Here is a 20,982-nt window from a genome sequence, read left to right on the forward strand (position 1 = left end):
CTCTTATTGATAAATATAAACATAAATCAAATCAAATAGTTTTATCGTCAAATATTCAGATATATAAATCTCTCTAGATATCTACATATCCGGATATTTATATATTAAAAAAGTCCCTTAGTCTAAACGACTAAGAGACGAATATTTTCCGCGTTACCACTCTTTTTGATAAGTAAATACTTATCCTCTTAACACCTTAAGGCGGCATACCTATTATCATACTAAAATTTCCGATAATCTCCTCCGAAGCTCTCTTCACTCCAAATCTCAATACTAGGCTCACACCAACCCTAGCTCGCTGAAAATCAATTTAGGTTACTCTCTTCCTCAATAGATTTATTTATCAAATTGTTAATATAATTATAATTATATATTTTTTATATGTCAATAACTTTTTTATTTTTTTATTATTTTTTTATTTTATATCTTGTTCACTAAACCACTAAGTACACAAGTTGCAAAGTCTAGTTCTACTTCTTTATCCTTAAATTTAACCTTAATTTTCTGTCCATTTTTTTCTATAATTTCACCTATTTTAAATTTTTTGTGGTAAATTTTATCACCTATTACTATGCTATTTAATTCTTTTTCTGTAGGTCTTTTTATATCATCTATAAACGTAGATTTTTGTACCTTTTTACCATACTTATTTAAAGTTGATGATATACATAATCTCTCCTGAGCTCTAGTTATTCCAACATAGAAAAGTCTTCGTTCTTCTTCAATTTGATCATTTTTTATTTTTTCATCCTCTACATAATAAGACTTCTCATGTGGAACTGTACCTTCATTTACCCCTATTATGTATACATTCTTAAATTCCAATCCTTTGGAACTATGCATAGTTGTAAAAATAACTCCATCTGAATGAGTACTTTTTTTATTTTCTGATAGCTCAGCCTTTACTCTGTCAATATGACTCAAATACTCATCTATAGTCGTAAAATTACTAGCTGAACTCTCCAACTCATTTAGTATCTCTATAATTCCATTAGTCTTTATCTTTCTATTTGCACAGTAGTCTAATATGTATCTGTCGTAATCTAAACTTGTCCTTATATAAGATATTGCATTTTTAGGATTTAAAGTTTTTAAATAGCTTAAATCTATTTCTAAATCATTTATAGTTTTGATTTGTTTTGGGTGAAGATCGCATTTATTTATAAGTGCATTTATAAAATCTTCTTCGTCCTTTACCATATTTATATTTTCTCTAGATATATACCTAAAAGGTTTGTTTATTATTCTGGCCCAGTCCTTATTTGATTTTAAGTTCATTCCTATTCTTAGGTAAGCCAATATATCTTGAGATGTCCAGTGATCATATATAGTTATTACAGAATCCTTTACTATAAACGGTATTCTCATATCCATAAAAACATCTACAAGTGCTCTAGATTGTATATTTGTTCTATATATAACCGCAAAATCGCTATACTCAACATAATCTTTTTTTATCTCTTCAAGTATTTCTTTTCCTATAAACACAGCCTCCTCTTCAGAGTCATGAGGGGATATATAATTTACAGAACCCCCTTCTCCTTGAGTGCATTTTATTACTTTTTCATGTCTATTTGTATTTTTTTCTATAAGTCTATTTGCTGTGTCAATTATCTCACTTTTTGACCTATAATTTATATCTAAGACTATTTTTTTAGCCCCTTTGAAGTAAGTTTGAAATTCTAATAAAAAGTCAGGTCTAGCCCCTCTAAACCCATATATACTTTGGTCTTCATCTCCGACAACAAATATATTATTCTCCGGGTTAGATATTAATTTTAGTACCTCGAATTGAGCTTTATTTATATCTTGAAACTCATCCACAAGTATGTATTTATATGCTTTTCTAACTGCATCTAATACAGTTTTATTGTTTTGTAATAAGTAGTAAGTCTTTATTAACATATCATCAAAATCTATCTTATTAATTTGTCCCTTGTACTCTTCATATAAATTGTATACTTTTGTAAATTCATCCTTAGTTAGAATTTCTGAAGTAAAATCTATATTATCCATAAGTTCATTTTTTACATAAGAGATTTCATTAATTACCTGATTGACGATTTCATCATCTTCTCCATTTTCTACATTCAATCCCTTCATTATTCCCTTTATAGCTATTCTCTTAGACTTTTCGTCAAGTATACTTTCAGAACTATATCCTCCAAAATACCTCAGTATTCTAAAAAATAATGAGTGAAATGTTCCATATGTAACTTTAGCCATTCTTGGGTCATTATTTAAAGATAATGCTCTATTTTTCATTTCTATTGAAGATGCCTTTGTAAAACTTACCGCAAGTATCCTTCTTGGATTTATGTTATTATTTAAAACCATATTCTCTATTCTATAGGTTATCACCCTAGTTTTTCCTGAACCTGGCCCTGCAAGAACCATACAAGGTCCCTCTATGTGTCTAACAGCCTCCATCTGGCTTTCATTTAATTTATTTATAATAGTATTCACCACCTTAATCTATCCTGTCATATATACTAATTGTCTGTATTTACATTTATGTTCTCTGTATTATTACAATTATGAGTATACCCTATAAATAGAATCTATTACACCAAAATCCACCTTAAATTAAAATAAAGAGCATAAAGTTTGCATTTTCCTTTTGAAAAATACCCTTTATGCCCTAAGTAGTTTCTATTTATTTAAAAATACTTTGTAAGCTAGATATGCAAATGCCAATATGACTATTACAGCAATCGCTATTTTTGACTTACTCTTTTCTTTATATGCACCATATATTATCAATACTTGCTGTGTTAGTAGTGTTACAAATAATACTATCATCCCAATATCATTTATAACAGGTACCTTTACAACTGTAATCAATAGTGCACATACCACTAAAACTAAAGATAATATAACGTTTATATCCTTGATTTGCTTTTGTAAAGTCTTGCCACTGCTCTTTACATTTTTCTCGGTTGTCCTATTTAAATTTCCTTTATAATTGCTGTTTTTTCTTTTCTTTTTCTTACTGTTTTTTTTGTTTTGCTTTTTACTCATATGTTCACCAATAATTCAGCACTAAATAGCTAAATTCCCTTTCCAATTTAAAAATAACATCCCTTACTTAATTTAATCATTTGCTATTTCTATTAAACTTGATAAAATGTCGGGAGAAGTTTCTTGGTCTGTCATAACTGTCAGGTAATCTCCCCCAATTATTTCTGTCTTTCCTTTTGGAATTATTTCTGAGTGTCCCCTTGTAATCGCAACAACTAGACAATTCTTTGGCCACTTAACATCCTTTATTTTCTTTCCGTCAATATCACTTCCCATAGGTACTACTACTTCTAGCAATGTTTTTTTATTTGGAGCCCCTTCGTATTTATCTACTCCTTTTTCTAAAACTCTATCTAGTAAACTTTCATATATAGGCTTAGAATTTAGTAAATCTGATGTCACCTGTGCAACCAATACAACTATAGAAAGAGCCAACAAGTGTTCTAGTGAACCTGTCATCTCTGATATTAAAATTATTCCTGTTATAGGTGCTTTTACTATCGCTGCAAAGTGACCTGCCATAGCTAGTACCACAAAATTCATCATATATATCGAAGGGATTCCTAAGTAATTTACTGATATTAATGCTACTACATTTCCAACCAATGCCCCAAGGACCAATAGCGGGAAAAATATCCCCCCTGGGACTCCTGATCCAAAGCTTATAAATGTAAACATAAATTTAACAAAAATAAATACTAATAAAAGACTAATTGTAAAGTTCTGATCTTTTAAACTCATTATAAGATCATGTCCTCCACCTAGTAATATAGGAGATATTATACCAATTATTCCAGTTATTATAAATGGTATTATGATTTTTATTTCTAAACTCAGCTTACTTTTTTTAAATACACTCTGAGTTCCTAGTATTCCTTTATTAAAAATCACTCCACTTATTCCTATAACTATTCCTAAAATCATCAATACCCAATAGTATTTTAGCGGCATAACATCTAATTTTTGAAACTCTAGTGCTGGTACTATACCAAAAAACTGCTTAGATATGAAATCTGCTGTTAATGAAGCTATCATGGCTGATAGTAAAACTAACGGTGAGAAATTTTTATGTGTTTCTTCTAGTGCAAACATTACTCCTGATAACGGTGCATTGAATGCAGCCGATAAACCAGCACTTGCTCCACTAGTTATCAAGTATTTTTCTTCGTTGTCTAACTTTTTCGTTTTTTTTGCTATTCCTTCTCCTACACAGGCTCCCATTTGAACTGATGGTCCCTCTCTACCTATAGATAGTCCTGCACCTAAACAAATAAGACCCCCGATAAATTTATAAATTAATACTTTAAACCATTTTATATTAATTCTTCTGGTTAGTATACCTTCTACCTGTGGTATACCACTCCCTGATATCATAGGTTCCCATTTAACAAATTTAGATACAATATATCCTAAGGCAATCAATACTATAAACACTATAGGAACTATGGTAATATTTTTACTTCCTTTAGAGTAAAAACTTATAAACCACTCACTAAGACTTGCCGCTATAATTCTATGTACAACTATTACTATACCAACTAGAATTCCAACCAGAAGACCGTCCAGTATGAGCCTATGTTTTAATTCATGAAACCTCTTTAAAATATTAAATGTTCTGTCCTTGCTATCCTTCATTTTATGACTCCTTTTTAATAATACTTCTTTTTTACATACATTTTAATTCTATATGAAAATCGTTCATTTTACAACATCACCTCTAATTACATAACTTGTATCAACACAAAAATCCCAAGCTCATTTAAACTTGGGATTTATTTATTCTATACTTTTTTAAAGTTCAGCCAATTTTTCTAGTACATGATTATAAAGTTCTTCTTGACTTTCATCTTTTTTGCATTCACCGTGGATACTCCCATCCTTTAAAAATATAACCCTACTACACTGGCTAGCTATTGACGGATCATGAGTAACCATTATAATTGTCTTTTTAAACTTCTCATTTATTTCTTTTATTATTTCCATAACTACCTTTGACGATTTGGAGTCTAAGTTTCCCGTTGGTTCATCTGCGAGTATAAGATCCGGATCATTAATAATGGCTCTAGATATTGCCACCCTTTGTTTTTCTCCTCCAGATAACTGATATGGATTTTTGTCTAATAACTTTTCTATATTAAATAATTTTGCATAGTAATCACATTTTTCCATCATTTTATCGCCTTCTTCATTATTTAATATCATCGGTAAAATAATGTTTTCTCTAACTGATATACTATCCATTAAATTATAATCTTGAAAAATAAATCCCATTTTATTTCTTCTTATATACGCAAGAACATTACCAGATAATGTTTTTGTATCCTCTCCTTCAAATAATATCTTACCTTTATTAGGGTTATCTACCATACCTAAAGATTTTAAAAGTGTCGTTTTGCCACAACCTGATTTTCCCATTATAGCTACAAACTCTCCTGGTTTTACAGAAAAATTTATTCCTTTTAAAACTTCAAAAATCCTAGCTTTTTCGCCTTTATCTATAGCATCTGTTTTGTAACTACGCTCTAAATCTATAACTTCTATTATATTTTCCATATATAACCCCCCTTATCTGTCAGTATTTTTAATATACTTGTACAAAATATTTATTCCTACAAAAGAGACAACTGATAAAACCATAAGTAATATAAACAATAGTAAACTATAGTTTATTAAGTATTTGCTTAAAAGAGCACCAGACATATTTCTAAGACATAGCTCTTCTATTAGTAGAATACTTCCTATCGCTATCCCGGTTATAGACGGAGCCCATATTTCTCTCAAATACTCTCTTTTAATATTAGTTTTTTCGTCTAATGGCGACACACCTATAACTTTAAATAATTTACTTCTATTTCTTATATCTGTTAACTCAGACACACATTTAAGAATAATCATAAATAATGAACTTATTAAAATAATCAAACTTATTACTATATATATAACACTACTTAAAAGTCTTTCAACCTTGTCCTTTATAACCAACTCATCCTTGTCATATAAGGAAAGAGTTCCATCTACAAAATTTCTCTCTGAATGTTCTTTGGCATACTCTTTAATTTCTTTTTTCGCCACTTCCTTTGACTCATTAGGAATATTCATTGTAACAAGATAATTAGCACCATCTGCCTTATTTTTTATCTTTTCATAATCTTCATCAGAGAATATTATAATGTTTTCATTTCTATAATCTCTAAAGCTACCAATAATATTATTAGTATATGTCTTTTCAACGCTGTATTCTTTGGTAAAGTTCTCTGTCATAAGAGTAGAAAGATCTGATCCAAATTTAATCCAATAAGTTTTTTCTCCTTTTCCTATATGCATATACGGCTTCTTGTGATCCCAACTAATTCCTAATTGATTTCTCTCTTTTTCTTCACATTGATATACAATATTTATTTCTTTACTCTTAACATCTAAATTTTCCCCACTCCATCTATTGTACTCACTTTCACTCATTCCTAAATTCTGTGCATACTCTCCAGTAGTAATCCTTATAAAGGGTACAGTTTTATAATCTATACTATAAGACTTAGATACTTTTTCTAGAAAATCATCGTCTTCCTTATTGGCCATCCAAACCAAATCATAAGGGTATTTTTCATCTGCTGATGAAATTGTTATTTGGTCTAACAACCTAGCTGAGTATACAAATACTAAAATAAAAATAAACACTACAGTACAAAACTGCATATTTATATGGCTAGAGAATCTGTGACTATACTTACTAACATAAAAAATCTTCTTATAATACTTACTTGATTTTTTCTTTAAATTTTCAATTCCTATTGCATTTATTGAAAAATATAAAAAATAAATAGAAAGTACTGATAATACTATAGGTACAGATAGTGATTTTTGTCCAGTAGGTGTACCCATTATACTTATTACCAATAAAAGTATTGCTAACCCAGCAATGAAAAATTTATTTTGGTGTTTTGGCCATTTAGTCTTTTGTACATTCTTCATTAGTACTGCATCAGCTCCTAAACAGAAAACAAGCTGGTTAAAAATAATATATACCGCTATCCATATAGCTAATGTGTCTCTCGCTACATTAAAATAAATAGTCCATTGCATAATATTTAAAGCTATTAACCCTGACATATAAATGTTTAGTATACTTGTAGTAACTCTTGCAATTACCTCTCCTAGAATAAATCCCATCACTAACGATAAAACAAGTACCATTATGTATTCTTTTAATTGTAATAAATCAAGAGTGTTATCTTCAATACCTAGCATAGATAATAAGCCATATTCTCTTGATCTAGATCTAAAGTAGTTCATCATCGATAGAACTAAAAAGAATATTAATAAAATTGTAATTATATTCATAGATCCTACTATTACTTTTCCTACAGTCATATCAATAATTTCTGAATTTCCTATACCAGAAAATAATGCCTTCATATAATAAACTTGAAAAATAACTGCAACTATAAGGGAACTACTCAAAACAAAGACTGCAAGATTTTTAAAATTCTTAAAAACTCCCTTTTTATAAACTTTATTTAACTCTCTACTTATTTGAAAACGTTTTCTCTTTTTGTATTTGGAAAATAGTTTTTGAAAATTGCTTTCTAACTTAGACTGATTACTTTTTTTATTTTTCTTTTCTTCTTCATCTGCGACCCACTCAAAATATTTACTTATCATTAAATCTATACAAACAAGAAACAACATAATAGGCCCTGTGAGTTTATTTCCAAACATATCTGCAACTGCTAAAATTACGCATACAATACCACTAGAAGTCACTAACAGCAGATTCTTTATAAATAAACTTTTCTTTTTCAGTATAGTTAATACTAGATTTATTATTTCTAGTACTGCAATGCCCAATAACATTTTCATTAGTTTTTCAATAACAAATAAATATATAGATATCTCTCCACCCATACTTGAGATATCAAAAATATTATTAACTTTTATATATGATTCCAGACCTCCTGCCGCGCTAACATCTTTTAGCATATCTAAAACTGTAAATTCTTTTTCCCCTATTTGTACCCATGGAAATAAAAATGTTCCTAGAATCAATATAATTATTGAAATATTTATAATCCTAAAAATACCTTTTCTATCTTTCATAACTCTCCCTCCTTAAATTCCCAGTATATTCTAAAAAATTAATATTCTTATTATTATATAATAACAGCTTGAATGTATGTTTGTGACATATTTTTTTAATATTATACTTTTCTATCAAATCTATGTCAAAAAAATTCCCCAGACTTATAGCCTGAGGAATTTTTTTTCAGTATACACTACCTTTATTGTATAAATAATTATTTACTTATCAATTTTTCATTATTATATTTTAAATCTTCATCTTTCATCACTACTGAATCAGGATCTTTGATATAAGATTTTGTAAGGTTAAATACTATACCAGAAAGGAAGAATAGTGCAATTATATTTGGTATTATCATAAGGCCATTAAATGTATCTGATATACTCCAGATAAATTCAAGGTTACCAACAGATCCAACAAATACTGTAGGTATCCATAAAATTCTTAATACCTTAGATACCTTTTCTTCTTTTCCTTTAAAAATATATCTCCAGCTACATTCTCCATAGTATTCCCATCCAAGTATTGAAGAAAACGCAAAGAATAAAATAGATACAGATACGAACGCTCCACCTAAAGATCCAAATACCTTACTAAATGCTGCAGATGTAAGAACTGCTCCTGTTAAACCAGTATCTAAAACATCAGCTGTAAGAATAACTAGAGCTGTCATACTACATATACAAATAGTTGTAACGAACACTTCAAATATACCCCACATACCTTGCTTAACAGGGTTATCTGTGTTAGCAGTTGCATGAAGCATAGGTGCAGATCCAAGACCCGCTTCGTTTGAGAATATACCTCTTGCTACACCAAATCTCATAGCTCTCATAACAGCATATCCCATTATACCTCCACCAGCAGATTTTAAACTAAACGCACTACTGAAAATAGAACTCATTACAGAAGGTATCTTATCTGCATTTACAAATATAACAACAAAAGATCCTAAAATATAGAATATAGCCATAAGTGGTACTAACTTTTCAGCTGTTTTTGTAATACGGGATACTCCCCCGAATATTACCATACCTGTAAGTACTGCAAGAACAATTCCAGTAACATATGTTGGAACTGAGAATGTACTTTGAAGAGCTGTTGCAATTGAATTCGCTTGTGTCATATTTCCTGTTCCAAAACAAGCTATACCACTGAATACTGCGAATATAACTGCAAGCCATTTACATTTAAGCCCTTTTTCTATATAGTACATAGGGCCTCCGTAGTTAACACCATTTTCGTCCTTAGATCTAAAATAAACAGAAAGGACAACTTCAGAATATTTTGTCATCATACCAAGTAAAGCTGATATCCACATCCAGAAAACTGCACCTGGTCCTCCTGATACTATCGCAGTAGCAACCCCCGCAATACTACCTACACCAACACTACTTGCAACTGCAGCTGTCATAGCCTGGTATGGCGATACCCCACCATCATCATCTTGTTGTTGCTTCTTATCACTATTTATAACAGTTCCTATAGTATTTTTCATTATGTTGTTAAATTTTCTAAATTGGAAAAATCCGGTCCCTAATGTCATGAACAAACCGAATCCAACAAGTAATGCAAGCATTACTGGTCCCCATACGAAATTGTTTACTGCACCATTAATGTTATTAATAAATTCAATCATCCTTTTCCTCCTTGATAACTATAATATTTTATCGATTATACTTTTATTCCTTTGTTCCATAATTTTCAAAGATGTTATACGCCTTATTTAACCGTATATCCAAAATTGTATTCAGCCAAACCCTTCATATTGCGAGTTAGAAAATATTAATTGCATTTTTATATGCCTATTTCATAAATTTCATAGTATTGTGAATATTTTCAATAGACTTTTACATATAAGAATATCGGTTTTTAGTTATTATTTACTTACCTTAAAATTAAATATATATTGCTACATTTTGAAATATTACTTTTTTTATTAGTCAGATTTGCGTTGTATATGTCTGGAACTTCATAAAATGGCATAATTATATCCATTTCAATTAAAAGGGTGTCCCTATTTATAGGCCTCTGTAAACATCCTTTAGTCACAACAATATACTCATTTACTAAATTTACATGAAACAAAGATCCATGAGAACAATGTTGATTAATAATATGGAAATATCCAATCCCGAAATTAACTTTTAAGATTAGATTAATATAGGTAAACTACTGAGTGCTTTTAAGATACAGCGTATGCAAAGCTTAAATGTGCATTTAAATAATTTATAATTTTTGTATTAAAGTAAAATTAAAAAATTAGATTCACTCTTATAAATATACCCAGATTTCTTTTCTATCCCCCTTATAAGTTAGATAGCCGCATCTCAAATCATTATAATTTCTATACTTATTCTTACTGTTTCCCTGTGTATATTTACTTGTAAATCACCCATCTACATTACCCTTTTACATAAAAAATAATTATTTTAAGTCATATTATAGCATAATAATTTTTCTTAATCAATTAATCACTCTCACATCTAAGTTTAAAACCATATCAAAGTTAACTTGAAATCCTGTTAAAATCAACTGAAAAAGCGTCTTTAAATTTTTTTAAAAATATATAAAAATTTTTTTATTTAAAATTTTCTGAATCGATATTATAGTCTATAAATATTAGAATTTAACAACCTGTAAAAATTAGAATTTAACTATAAATCATAATTTTTTATATATGAAAACTTTTAGATACGCAAAAAGCGAACTCAATTGAGTTCGCTTTTTTATTGGCGGAGAAGGAGGGATTCGAACCCTCGCACCGGTTACCCAGCCTAATCCCTTAGCAGGGGATCCTCTTGAGCCACTTGAGTACTTCTCCGTATTTTTGCTACGTTTTAATTATATAACAAAATAAGAATATAGTCAACATTTATTATTTTGTTTTATCTAAGAATTAAAAAAGGAGAGTATTTATTTGATCTATTATCATAATAAAGAGTTCCCCTTTTTTAATTAATATAAAATCTTTTTTGATTATTATACAATACCGTATTGATTATTTATATTATTATAAACTAGCCTCATAGTCAGTAGCGCTTAATAAATCATCTAGTTCACTAACATCTGACATTTTTATTTTTACTATCCAACTTCCATACGGGTCTTCGTTTATAGATTCTGGTGCGTCTTCTAAGTTTTCATTTATTTGTACTACTTCTCCAGATATAGGTGATACTAAATCAGATGCAACCTTAGAAGATTCAACTACTCCAAAGTCAGATCCTTTTTCTATTTCATCTTCAACCTCTGGCATTTCAACAAATAATACTTCCCCTAATTGATCTTGTGCAAAATCTGTTATACCAATAAATGCAAATTCCCCTTCAACTTTTACCCACTCATGATCACTAGAGTATTTTAAATTTTCCAAAACCTTCATCCTTAATTCCTCCCTTTTATATTTTTATTTAAATTATTATAGTTTTAATTTTATTTTCTTCATGCATACATTTTACATCTAAATACCAATTTATTCAATATTAAGAATATTTCTCATAAAATAATTTGTTGCTAATTTATCTATAATTTAACTCTATATATTTGAAGCAGTGTGAATACATTCACCGTGAACATCATGAAGTGCTTCCATCAGTCCTTCTGATAATGTTGGATGAGCATGTATTACATCCCCTACCTCATCTACTGTTAATCCTAGGTGAACAGCTAGAGATAGTTCTGTTAATAAATCTGTCGCATGAGGTCCGACAATTGCAGCTCCTATAATTTTATCGTCATTATCTACAATAACTTTTATAAACCCTTGGAAATATCCAATAGCCTGAGCTTTTCCAAGTGCTCTAAAATCAAATTGACCTATACTATATTCTACTCCCTCTTCTTGAAGTTGTTTTTCAGTTTTTCCAACTCCAGCCACCTCTGGTACAGTATACACACATCTTGGAACTGCTGTGTAATCTACTTTTTTGGATTTTCCAAATGCATTTTCCGAAGCCACAACCCCCTCTTTAGATGCAACATGAGCTAAAAAAGGAGTGTTTATTAAATCACCAACTGCATATATACCCTCTATATTAGTTTCAAGATTTTCATTAACCACTATTTTCCCTCTATTCATTTCTATGCCTAGTTCCTCTAATCCACAGTTTGAACTATTAGGTCTTCTTCCAACACATACTAAGGCGTATTCAGCTATAATTTGCTTGCCATTTGAAAGTGTCGCAACAGCTTTGTTATCAACAATTTCGCAACTTTGTACACCAATACCAGTTATTACTTTTATTTTGTCTTTTTTAAATTGTCTAGCTAGCTGTTTAGCTACATCTTTATCTTCATTTATCAATAATTGATCTGCCATTTCTACTATAGTTACATCTGTCCCCAAACTTCTGAAGAATTGACCTATCTCGCAACCTATTACCCCTCCACCAACTATGAGTATAGATTTGGGTAGCTCTTTTAGCCTTAGAACCTCATCACTAGTGATTACAACTTTTCCATCATACGGAAAGATTTCAGGTACTACAGGAACGGATCCATTTGCTAGTATTATTTTATCTGCATTGATAATTTCCTTCGTTCCATCTTCTTTAGTAACCTCAACAGTATTTTTATCCAATAATTTTCCAAAGCCATTAACTAAGTTAACTCCTCTTTTTTGGAATAAAAATTCTATCCCATTTATCAACTGATTGACAATTTTATCTTTCCTCTTCATTATTGCTGTGAAATCTGGTGAAATCTCTCCGTCTACATTTATACCGAAATCTTTTGCCTCTTTTAGTGACATTAACATAGATGAAGATGCAAGCAATGATTTGGTTGGTATACAACCAAAATTCAAGCAGGTTCCTCCTAATCTCCTTTTTTCTACAACTGTTACCTCAGCTCCAAGCATAGCCGCCTTTATAGCTGCCACATAACCTCCAGGTCCGCCTCCAATAATAACTATCTTCATTTTTGTCATCCCCCAAAACCAATAATTTTCTCTAAAGCAAATACATAAGTAAAAAACTATCTATTATTTTGTAGTTTACAAGCTTTGACTACATGTTTTGCAAGTATAGATGTAGTAACTGAACCTACCCCTGCTGGAACCGGAGTTATCATAGATACTTTATCGATTACCCCATCAGTATCAACATCTCCACATAGATTGCCATCTTCCGTAATATTTATACCAACATCTACAACTACTGCACCTTCTTTTACAAAATCTGCTGTAGCCATTTTCGCCTTGCCTACTGCTGCTACTAATATATCTGCATCCGATGCTACTTTTGGTAAATCTATGGTCCTAGAGTGACAAATAGTCACTGTTGCATGTTCTGCTAATAAAAGCATCGCAGCTGGTTTTCCAACTACATTTGACCTACCTAATACAGTTACCTTTTTGCCTTTTAATTCAACCTCGTAAAATTTTAATATTTCTAATACTGCTTGTGCTGTACATGGAGGAAATCCACTCTTATCCCCTTCTACAACTTTTGCAAAATTTATTGGGTTGAAGCAATCAATGTCTTTTTCAGGACATATTGCATATTTTATAACTTTTTCATCCAATTGTTTCGGAAGAGGTCTAAAACATAAGACTCCATGTATATTTTTATCATTATTGATCTTTTTAAGAAGATCTATATACTCCTCTTGGGCTATATCCTCGGGTAATTCAAAGACTTCTGTATCTATTCCTATATTTTGGCATCTTTTTAGAGCTCCTCTTTCATATGCCAAATCATCCCCTCTTGATCCAGCTCTTACTATTGCCAACTTAGGAGTTATTCCTTCATTAACTAACTCATCTACTTCTTTTATTAAACTTTCGCTGATTTTATCTGCGACTGGTTTTCCTTTTATTATATTTCCCCTATTAGATGTTAGGTTCATATCTTATCGCTCCTCTACACAACTTATTTAAATTTATTTTTTAAGAGCTTTTTCTACTTTAGAATAGACTTCATCACAAATTCTAACACCATCTTTAACTAATTCATCTAATTCTGCTCTAACTTTTTCAACATACTCTTCGTCTTTTATTGAGTTTATATTTATAACTACATTCAGCTCCGCGCTAAGAATAGCTGCCCTTAGGCATTGTACTCCTACTCCTACATCGCTTATAACAAGTCTTGAACCCTTGTCAACTAAACCTTCATGTAGTTTTATAGCCTTATGACATACTCTTACTATATTTAGTGGTACTTCACAAGCTACTTTTAAAGCTTTTTCCATTGTCTCTTCTTTTATCTTTTTTTCTTCCTCTGTGTCTTTAGGAAGTCCGTAAGCCTTAGATAACGGCAAGAAGCATTCTGCATCCTTATCTATCATTTCCAATAATTCTTTTTCTATGTTTCCCGCTTCATCTAATATAACTTTTAAATCTTCTTCGTACTCTTTGTACTTTTTCTTTCCTATTGTCAAATTACATACCATGCTACCTAGAGCCATACCTATAGAACCGACCAAGGCTGAAACGCCTCCTCCTCCTGGGACTGGTTCTTTGGATGCTAAACATTCAACAAAATCTACGCAACTTTTTTCTGATATTTTCATAATCTATTCCTCCCAAAACACTAAATGGATGTATTTATTATTTAAGTAGTAGCAACCAGTACAACCCGGTTGCTACTACTTATATATAAACTCCTAGAATAATCCAGATATTACACCATTTTCATCAACATCTATTCTTTCTGCTGATGGAACTTTTGGAAGTCCTGGCATCTTCATTATTTCACCTGTAAGAGCAACTATAAATCCAGCTCCTGCTGAAGCAGTTACTTGTCTTACAGTTATTCTAAATCCTGTTGGTCTTCCTAGTCTAGTCTGATCGTCAGTTAAAGAATACTGAGTTTTCGCCATACATATTGGCAATTTTGTAAGTCCTAATTTTTCTATAGTAGCTATTTCTTTTTCTGCTTCTTTAGTGAAGTCAACACCATCTGCACCATATATCTTAGTTACTATAGCATTTATTTTTTCTTTTATAGATAATTCTTCTTCATAGCAGAATTGTAATTCTTCTTCTTTTTCTTGTTCAGCTAATCTTACTACTTCTTTAGCTAGCTCTAATCCACCTTCTCCACCTTTTGCCCAAACTTCTGATATGGCAACATTAACTCCTAATTCTTCACATTTTTCTTTTATAAGGTTAAGTTCTGCCTGAGTATCAAGTGGGAATTGGTTTATAGCAACAACTGCTGGCAATTTAAATACTTGAGTTATGTTTTCCACATGTTTTAATAAGTTTGGAAGGCCTTTTTCTAAAGCCTCTAAGTTTTCTGTATTTAATTGATCTTTAGGAACTCCTCCGTTGTATTTTAATGCTCTTACAGTTGCTACTATTATAACTGCGTCTGGTCTTAATCCAGACATTCTACATTTTATATCTAAGAATTTTTCTGCCCCTAAATCCGCTCCAAATCCTGCTTCTGTCACTACATAATCAGCAAAGTGCATAGCCATTTTTGTAGCTATAACAGAGTTACATCCATGAGCTATGTTTGCAAATGGTCCACCATGAACAAATGCAGGTGTTCCTTCTAAAGTTTGAACTAAGTTTGGTTTTAGAGCATCCTTTAGTAAAACGGCCATAGCTCCATTTGCCTTTAATTGTTCTGCCGTTACAGCCTCTCCTTGGTAGTTATATGCAACTATTATACGACCTAGTCTAGCTTTCAAATCCGCTATATCACTAGCTAAACAAAATGCAGCCATTACTTCAGATGCAACTGTTATATCAAACCCATCCTGTCTAGTTACACCATCAGTCTTTTTCCCCATACCATTTACGATATTTCTTAGTTGCCTATCGTTCATGTCTACACATCTTCTCCAAGTTATCTTCTTAGGGTCTATTCCTAACTGATTTCCTTGGTGAATATGGTTATCAAGCATAGCAGCTAAAAGGTTGTTTGCAGCCCCTATAGCATGAAAGTCCCCAGTAAAGTGTAAATTTATATCTTCCATTGGAACAACCTGTGCATATCCTCCACCAGCAGCTCCACCTTTTATTCCAAATACAGGCCCTAAAGATGGTTCTCTTAATGCAACTAATGAATTTTTCCCTAGTTTACTTAATGCGTCTGCAACACCAATAGTAGTTGTTGTTTTACCTTCCCCTGCTGGAGTTGGGTTTATAGCTGTAGTAAGTATTAACTTAGGATTTCTGCTAACTCTTTCTTGCTTAAGCAAATTATAGTCGACTTTAGCTTTATATTTTCCATATAACTCTATATCATCTTCCGTTAAACCTAATTTACCCGCAACTTCTCTTATGTCTTGAGGTTTAGCCTCTTGAGCTATTTCAATATCTGATTTAAATCCCATCTTTATTTCTCCTCCCAATAATTTATATTTTATTTAAAATACTATGTAAAATTAACTTCACTCTATTTGATCTAAATAAAATAAATCTTCCAACTTTACAACTTAAGAGTATTATATCTGTGCGAATTTTTATTCATATGCATAATTTTTTATACCTTGAATTAATTTATATAGATTTAGATGCTTTTAAAAGATATTTTTACATGATTTTGAAATAAATTTATTATTAAAAATCATTTTTCTATTTTCACCACTAATTATAACTATAAAATTTTTATTTGTATACAGTATTTTTCGTTATATTTTTATTTAATATTTCTTGCTATTAGAGCCCCATATGCTATTGAATACAACTTAGATTCATGCGAATCTGCCCTAGAAACCAATACTATCGGAGCTTTAGCCCCCATAATTATACCAGCGGATTTTGCATTAGCCATATATGTAAAAGATTTTCCTATACCATTTCCAACTTCTATAGTAGGAACTAATAAAATATCAGCATCTCCTGAAACATCGCTATTAAATCCTTTTACCTCACTTGCCTTTTTAGATACTGCTATATCAAACGCCAATGGTCCCTCAACTATTACCCCTTCTCCAAACGCACCTTCTTCACATTTTTTTGATAGCATGTCAGCATCCACAGTTGCCTGCATTTTAGGATTTACTTTTTCTTTAGCTGCTAGACAAGCCACCTTTACAGTTTCTAAACCTAAAGATTTTGAAGCTGTTATAGCATTTTTTAATATTTTTTCTTTTTGAAGATAGTCTGGAGATATATTCATCCCGCCATCAGTAAGCATTAGTAACTTGTGATAACTCTCCATCTCATATATCATAACATGGCTTAGAAGACTATCAGTTCTTAGACCGTATTCCTTGTTTAAAACTTCCTTCAAAAGAACTGATGTATCTAGTATTCCCTTCATCACAAAGTCAGCTTCTTTGCTAGATACTAACTTTACTGCTATTTTTGCGCACTCTTCTACCCCACACCCTTCAATAACCCTAATGTTATCTAAGTTAAGTCCTATTTCTTTAGATATCTCGTTTATTTTATCTAATTCTCCCACAAGTATAGGATCTATAATACCTCTATCAAGTGCACTTTTTATAGATGTTAAGACTTCTTTATCATGTGCTGCTGCTACAGAAAGTACCACCCTTTCTCCATCTTTAAGCTCATCTAGAATATCCTCTAACTTTTTTATCAAGAAAATTCCCCCTCTATATTAAAATACCTTTTCTCTTACATAATATCATATTTAATATATCTTGATATATTATATTAATACTACATTTTAACAGAATTTTCAAACTATTTTTAAAAGTTAAAAAAAAGATTTTTATAATCATAAAAATCTTTATCATAATTTTAATCAAGAGATATTCATTGTAATTATAAAAATATTAAAATCTAGAAACTTTAAAAGATAATTTTTGAAATATATATTAATGAATATAATTTCCTATGCATTATAAAAAGTTACTTACAAAATAATTAATTATCTTGCAAGTAACCCTTAGTTTATACTTATCTATATTTATTTAGTTCTTTTAAGCAAATTATTGTAACTTCATCTTGTGGATCTAGTTCATATGCTCTCTCTATATAATAGGTAGCATCATCTATGTTTCCGTTGTTTAAATAGGCCATTCCTAAATTACATAATATTTCTGGGTCTTCCTTTAATTTTGCTGCACTTTCAAAATACTCTATAGACTTATCCAGATTTAAAGTTGCCGCTTCGCAAAGACCCAATTCTACAATAGTATCTACCTGACTAGGCTTTAGTATTAATATTTTATTAAAATAATTTTTTGCCTCTTCAAATTCTCTCATATTCTTATAGGCTAGTCCAATCATAAACAATAGGTTCCACCAATCAGAATGTTGTTCTTCTAATGGCAGTAACTTCTCTAAACCTTCCTCGCTCTTCCCTTGAAGAACTAGAGTATACCCTTGTTCATATTGTACCTTAAAGTCCATCTTTCCTATATTCTCTTGGATTTCTGCTACTAAATCGTCATCTAAACCTAATCTTAGAGATTCTTCCCACGTTGCCAATGATTTTATATATTGCCCTTGGTTATAGTAGTGATAACCTAAGTGGTAGTATGCCAAAGCAAAGTTTTCATCTAACTGCGTTATAAGTTCTAGCTTGTTTAATGCCTCAACTAAGAATTTGTTCATACTTTCTTCATCAGATCCTTTTTGGTATCCTTGGGCTATTTCTTGGCAAACTATAGCATAGTGATACAGTCCGTCTATATCTTCTGGATAAATCGTTATAAGAGCCTTTAAATATATTAAAGACGAAGTATGTTCTCCAATATCAAAATATTTTCTAGACATATAACCCATATATTCTTTTAAATTTAAGTCAAATTTAGATTGAAATACCTTTAAAAACTTTATGTACTCGCAATTGTTCTTAAATTTACTATCTATCCCTATCATATACATCATAGCATCTACTATAGACATCAGACTTATATTTTCCTGGGCTGTCTTTTCCTTTATTCCCTTTACAAGAACCTCGTTTTTTATAGGAACATCCAATCCACCTCTAGGAATTTCATATCCATCTATATGAAATTCTCCTCTATCTTTAATGGTTATAAATGCTAGTTCATCTGTTTTTCTAAGTAAGTATTTTTCTATCTTAAAGTCCATTGTTACCTCCTATATTTCTACTCTGTAGGTTTTTGATTTTTCAAATACCTTTTTGATTTCATATGCAAATAAGACCACATTTTCATCTTGTTTTAAGTCGGCAAATATATCTTTCTTTAAATCTATTACATTATACTTAAAAGGCTCAAAATGAACATATTTTATTATATGTTTTGCTGGCTTATCAATGAAATTAGGTAAATACTTTCTTAAATTATCTTCGTTTTGTAAAAATACATGACTTCTATTTTTTAGGTCGTCCAAATCCAATTTATTGAAGAATACTGGGACATTCGATGTTTTGCCTAATGATATATAATCATATTTTACTATATCATTAAATATTTCGTTATCTTTATTTATTTTTTCATTGTAAAAATCTAACAGTATTTTGTATAGTTGATTTTTTCCTTGAGAAGCATCAAAATATCCATTTGCATCAAAATAAGTAGCAAACTCTTCAAAAAACTTAAATGGGCTTTCCTTATAAAACCTATGTATAATATATCTCATAGATAAAGTGAAATTCTTAGAATTATAATATTTCTCTAAAATATCCTCGATATCCTTTAATTTTAAAATTTCTCCATAACTTATATAATCATTATATAATACCTCATATGGTGGATAATCTTTATATTTAAAGCCATGCTTGTTTGCATTGTTTCTTATACCAGTTCCTTTGATCATCTTCAAAAATCCTAATTGTAGATGTTCTATACCTAAATTAAACACATCATTAAAAGAATTCTCAAAGCTACTATAATCTTCATACGGCAGACCAGCTATTAAATCTAAATGTTGGTGTATATTTCTATAAGAGGCTACTTTCTTTACAACATAAGATAATTTTGAAAAATCATCTCTTCTTCCAACCTCTTCTAATACTTTTAGATTTGTGGATTGAACACCTATTTCAAATTGGAACAAACCTTCCTTGCAATCAGCTAGAAAATCTAGCATTTCATCATCTAACAAATGAGCTGTGACTTCAAAGTGGTATGTAGTATAATTATTATCATTTTCCATAAGAAAGTTCATAATTTCTTTGGCAAATTTCTTGTTTGCATTGAAAGTTCTATCTATAAACTTTATTTGTGACACCCTAGCTTCTATTAGAGCTTTTAGGTCCTTTTTTACTCTTTCTATACTAAAATATCTCAATCCCTCTATAGTCGATGATAAACAGTATTGGCAGTTAAATGGGCAACCTCTAGATGATTCATAGTATACTATTCTATTTTCATATTCTTTAGGATTTATATTTTCATAAGGGCTTGGAATATCATCCAAGTTTTGTAGTAATTCCATAGGCCTATTGATTATTACCTCGTTTTCCTGTCTGTAAACCAGTCCATTTACCTCTTCTACTTTTTTGTGACCTTGAAGATGTAATACTAAGTCTCTAAATACTAATTCTCCCTCTCCATAAAGTATATAGTCTATAAATGGATATTTTTCCATAGCAGTCTTGCTATCATAACTAACCTCTGGACCTCCTAGGGCTATCTTTATTCCTGGTTTGAATTTTTTTATACAATCACAAAGTTTTTCTATATCATTTATATTCCATATGTATGTAGAAAATAATATTATATCGTAGTCATTTTTGTATATGTCTTTTAAAATATAATCCAATTCATTGTTTATAGTATATTCTTTTAAATCAACTTCTACTAAATCCTTTACAAATTCTTTTAGATATCTTATTGCCAAATTAGTATGTATAAACTTTGAATTCAAAGTTGTCAGTAATATCTTCAAATATTTCACCTCTTTTGAAATTGTTGTGTATTTTTTTTGCTACTTTTAGGTTAAAATAGTAGATACAGTAGTAAATTTTACTATTTATATATTTTAAGAAGGTTTTTACCTATTTTTTGTAGAAATATAAACCTTAATTACTCTTATT

The 20,982-nt window shown here is 30.4% G+C and carries 14 protein-coding genes, 1 tRNA gene and 1 other annotated feature; all 15 genes read right to left on the reverse strand.

The window, feature by feature from the left end; translation table 11 throughout:
* Positions 1 to 130: 130 nt before the first annotated feature.
* Positions 131 to 340, reverse strand: a binding site (T-box leader).
* An 80-nt stretch (positions 341 to 420) separates the two neighbouring features.
* Positions 421 to 2,469 (reverse strand): ATP-dependent helicase, encoded by a 2,049-nt coding sequence (locus BUB34_RS00395; protein WP_278276651.1) that lies wholly within the window; start codon positions 2,467 to 2,469, stop codon positions 421 to 423.
* Positions 2,470 to 2,652: 183 nt separating this feature from the next.
* Positions 2,653 to 3,021: a hypothetical protein gene (locus BUB34_RS00400; RefSeq protein ID WP_073123148.1), complete on the reverse strand. Its 369-nt coding sequence runs from the start codon at positions 3,019 to 3,021 to the stop codon at positions 2,653 to 2,655.
* Between the two features lie 72 nt (positions 3,022 to 3,093).
* Positions 3,094 to 4,656, reverse strand: coding sequence for a ClC family H(+)/Cl(-) exchange transporter (locus tag BUB34_RS00405; RefSeq protein WP_073123150.1), 1,563 nt, complete (start codon positions 4,654 to 4,656; stop codon positions 3,094 to 3,096).
* 156 nt (positions 4,657 to 4,812) lie between these two features.
* The gene (locus BUB34_RS00410; RefSeq protein WP_073123152.1) at positions 4,813 to 5,574 is read right to left on the reverse strand and encodes an ABC transporter ATP-binding protein; all 762 of its coding nucleotides are present in this window, start codon (positions 5,572 to 5,574) and stop codon (positions 4,813 to 4,815) included.
* Between the two features lie 12 nt (positions 5,575 to 5,586).
* A complete protein-coding gene (locus tag BUB34_RS00415; RefSeq protein ID WP_073123154.1) occupies positions 5,587 to 8,115 on the reverse strand; it encodes an FtsX-like permease family protein in 2,529 nt (842 codons plus the stop codon).
* A 197-nt stretch (positions 8,116 to 8,312) separates the two neighbouring features.
* Positions 8,313 to 9,737: an alanine/glycine:cation symporter family protein gene (locus BUB34_RS00420; RefSeq protein ID WP_073123156.1), complete on the reverse strand. Its 1,425-nt coding sequence runs from the start codon at positions 9,735 to 9,737 to the stop codon at positions 8,313 to 8,315.
* Between the two features lie 1,094 nt (positions 9,738 to 10,831).
* Positions 10,832 to 10,922, reverse strand: a tRNA-Ser gene (locus BUB34_RS00425).
* A gap of 189 nt (positions 10,923 to 11,111) precedes the next feature.
* Positions 11,112 to 11,483: a glycine cleavage system protein GcvH gene (gene gcvH, locus BUB34_RS00430; RefSeq protein WP_073123158.1), complete on the reverse strand. Its 372-nt coding sequence runs from the start codon at positions 11,481 to 11,483 to the stop codon at positions 11,112 to 11,114.
* A gap of 153 nt (positions 11,484 to 11,636) precedes the next feature.
* Positions 11,637 to 13,019: a dihydrolipoyl dehydrogenase gene (gene lpdA, locus BUB34_RS00435; RefSeq protein WP_073123160.1), complete on the reverse strand. Its 1,383-nt coding sequence runs from the start codon at positions 13,017 to 13,019 to the stop codon at positions 11,637 to 11,639.
* Positions 13,020 to 13,075: 56 nt separating this feature from the next.
* On the reverse strand, positions 13,076 to 13,948 hold the full coding sequence (locus BUB34_RS00440) for a bifunctional 5,10-methylenetetrahydrofolate dehydrogenase/5,10-methenyltetrahydrofolate cyclohydrolase (protein ID WP_073123162.1): 873 nt from the start codon (positions 13,946 to 13,948) through the stop codon (positions 13,076 to 13,078).
* Positions 13,949 to 13,981: 33 nt separating this feature from the next.
* Positions 13,982 to 14,614 carry a cyclodeaminase/cyclohydrolase family protein gene (locus BUB34_RS00445; protein ID WP_073123164.1) on the reverse strand — a complete coding sequence of 211 codons (633 nt, stop codon included), beginning with the start codon at positions 14,612 to 14,614 and terminating at the stop codon, positions 13,982 to 13,984.
* Between the two features lie 93 nt (positions 14,615 to 14,707).
* A complete protein-coding gene (locus BUB34_RS00450; protein WP_073123166.1) occupies positions 14,708 to 16,390 on the reverse strand; it encodes a formate--tetrahydrofolate ligase in 1,683 nt (560 codons plus the stop codon).
* A 305-nt stretch (positions 16,391 to 16,695) separates the two neighbouring features.
* Entirely contained in the window at positions 16,696 to 17,607 is a 912-nt protein-coding gene (locus BUB34_RS00455) for a bifunctional enoyl-CoA hydratase/phosphate acetyltransferase (RefSeq protein WP_073123168.1), read from the reverse strand.
* Between the two features lie 320 nt (positions 17,608 to 17,927).
* Complete coding sequence (locus tag BUB34_RS00460; protein ID WP_073123170.1) at positions 17,928 to 19,070, reverse strand: tetratricopeptide repeat protein; 1,143 nt, start codon at positions 19,068 to 19,070, stop codon at positions 17,928 to 17,930.
* A 9-nt stretch (positions 19,071 to 19,079) separates the two neighbouring features.
* Positions 19,080 to 20,834 (reverse strand): B12-binding domain-containing radical SAM protein, encoded by a 1,755-nt coding sequence (locus BUB34_RS00465; protein ID WP_073123172.1) that lies wholly within the window; start codon positions 20,832 to 20,834, stop codon positions 19,080 to 19,082.
* Between the last annotated feature and the right edge of the window lie 148 nt (positions 20,835 to 20,982).

This window comes from Asaccharospora irregularis DSM 2635, from assembly GCF_900129815.1.
GTDB lineage: Bacteria > Bacillota > Clostridia > Peptostreptococcales > Peptostreptococcaceae > Asaccharospora > Asaccharospora irregularis.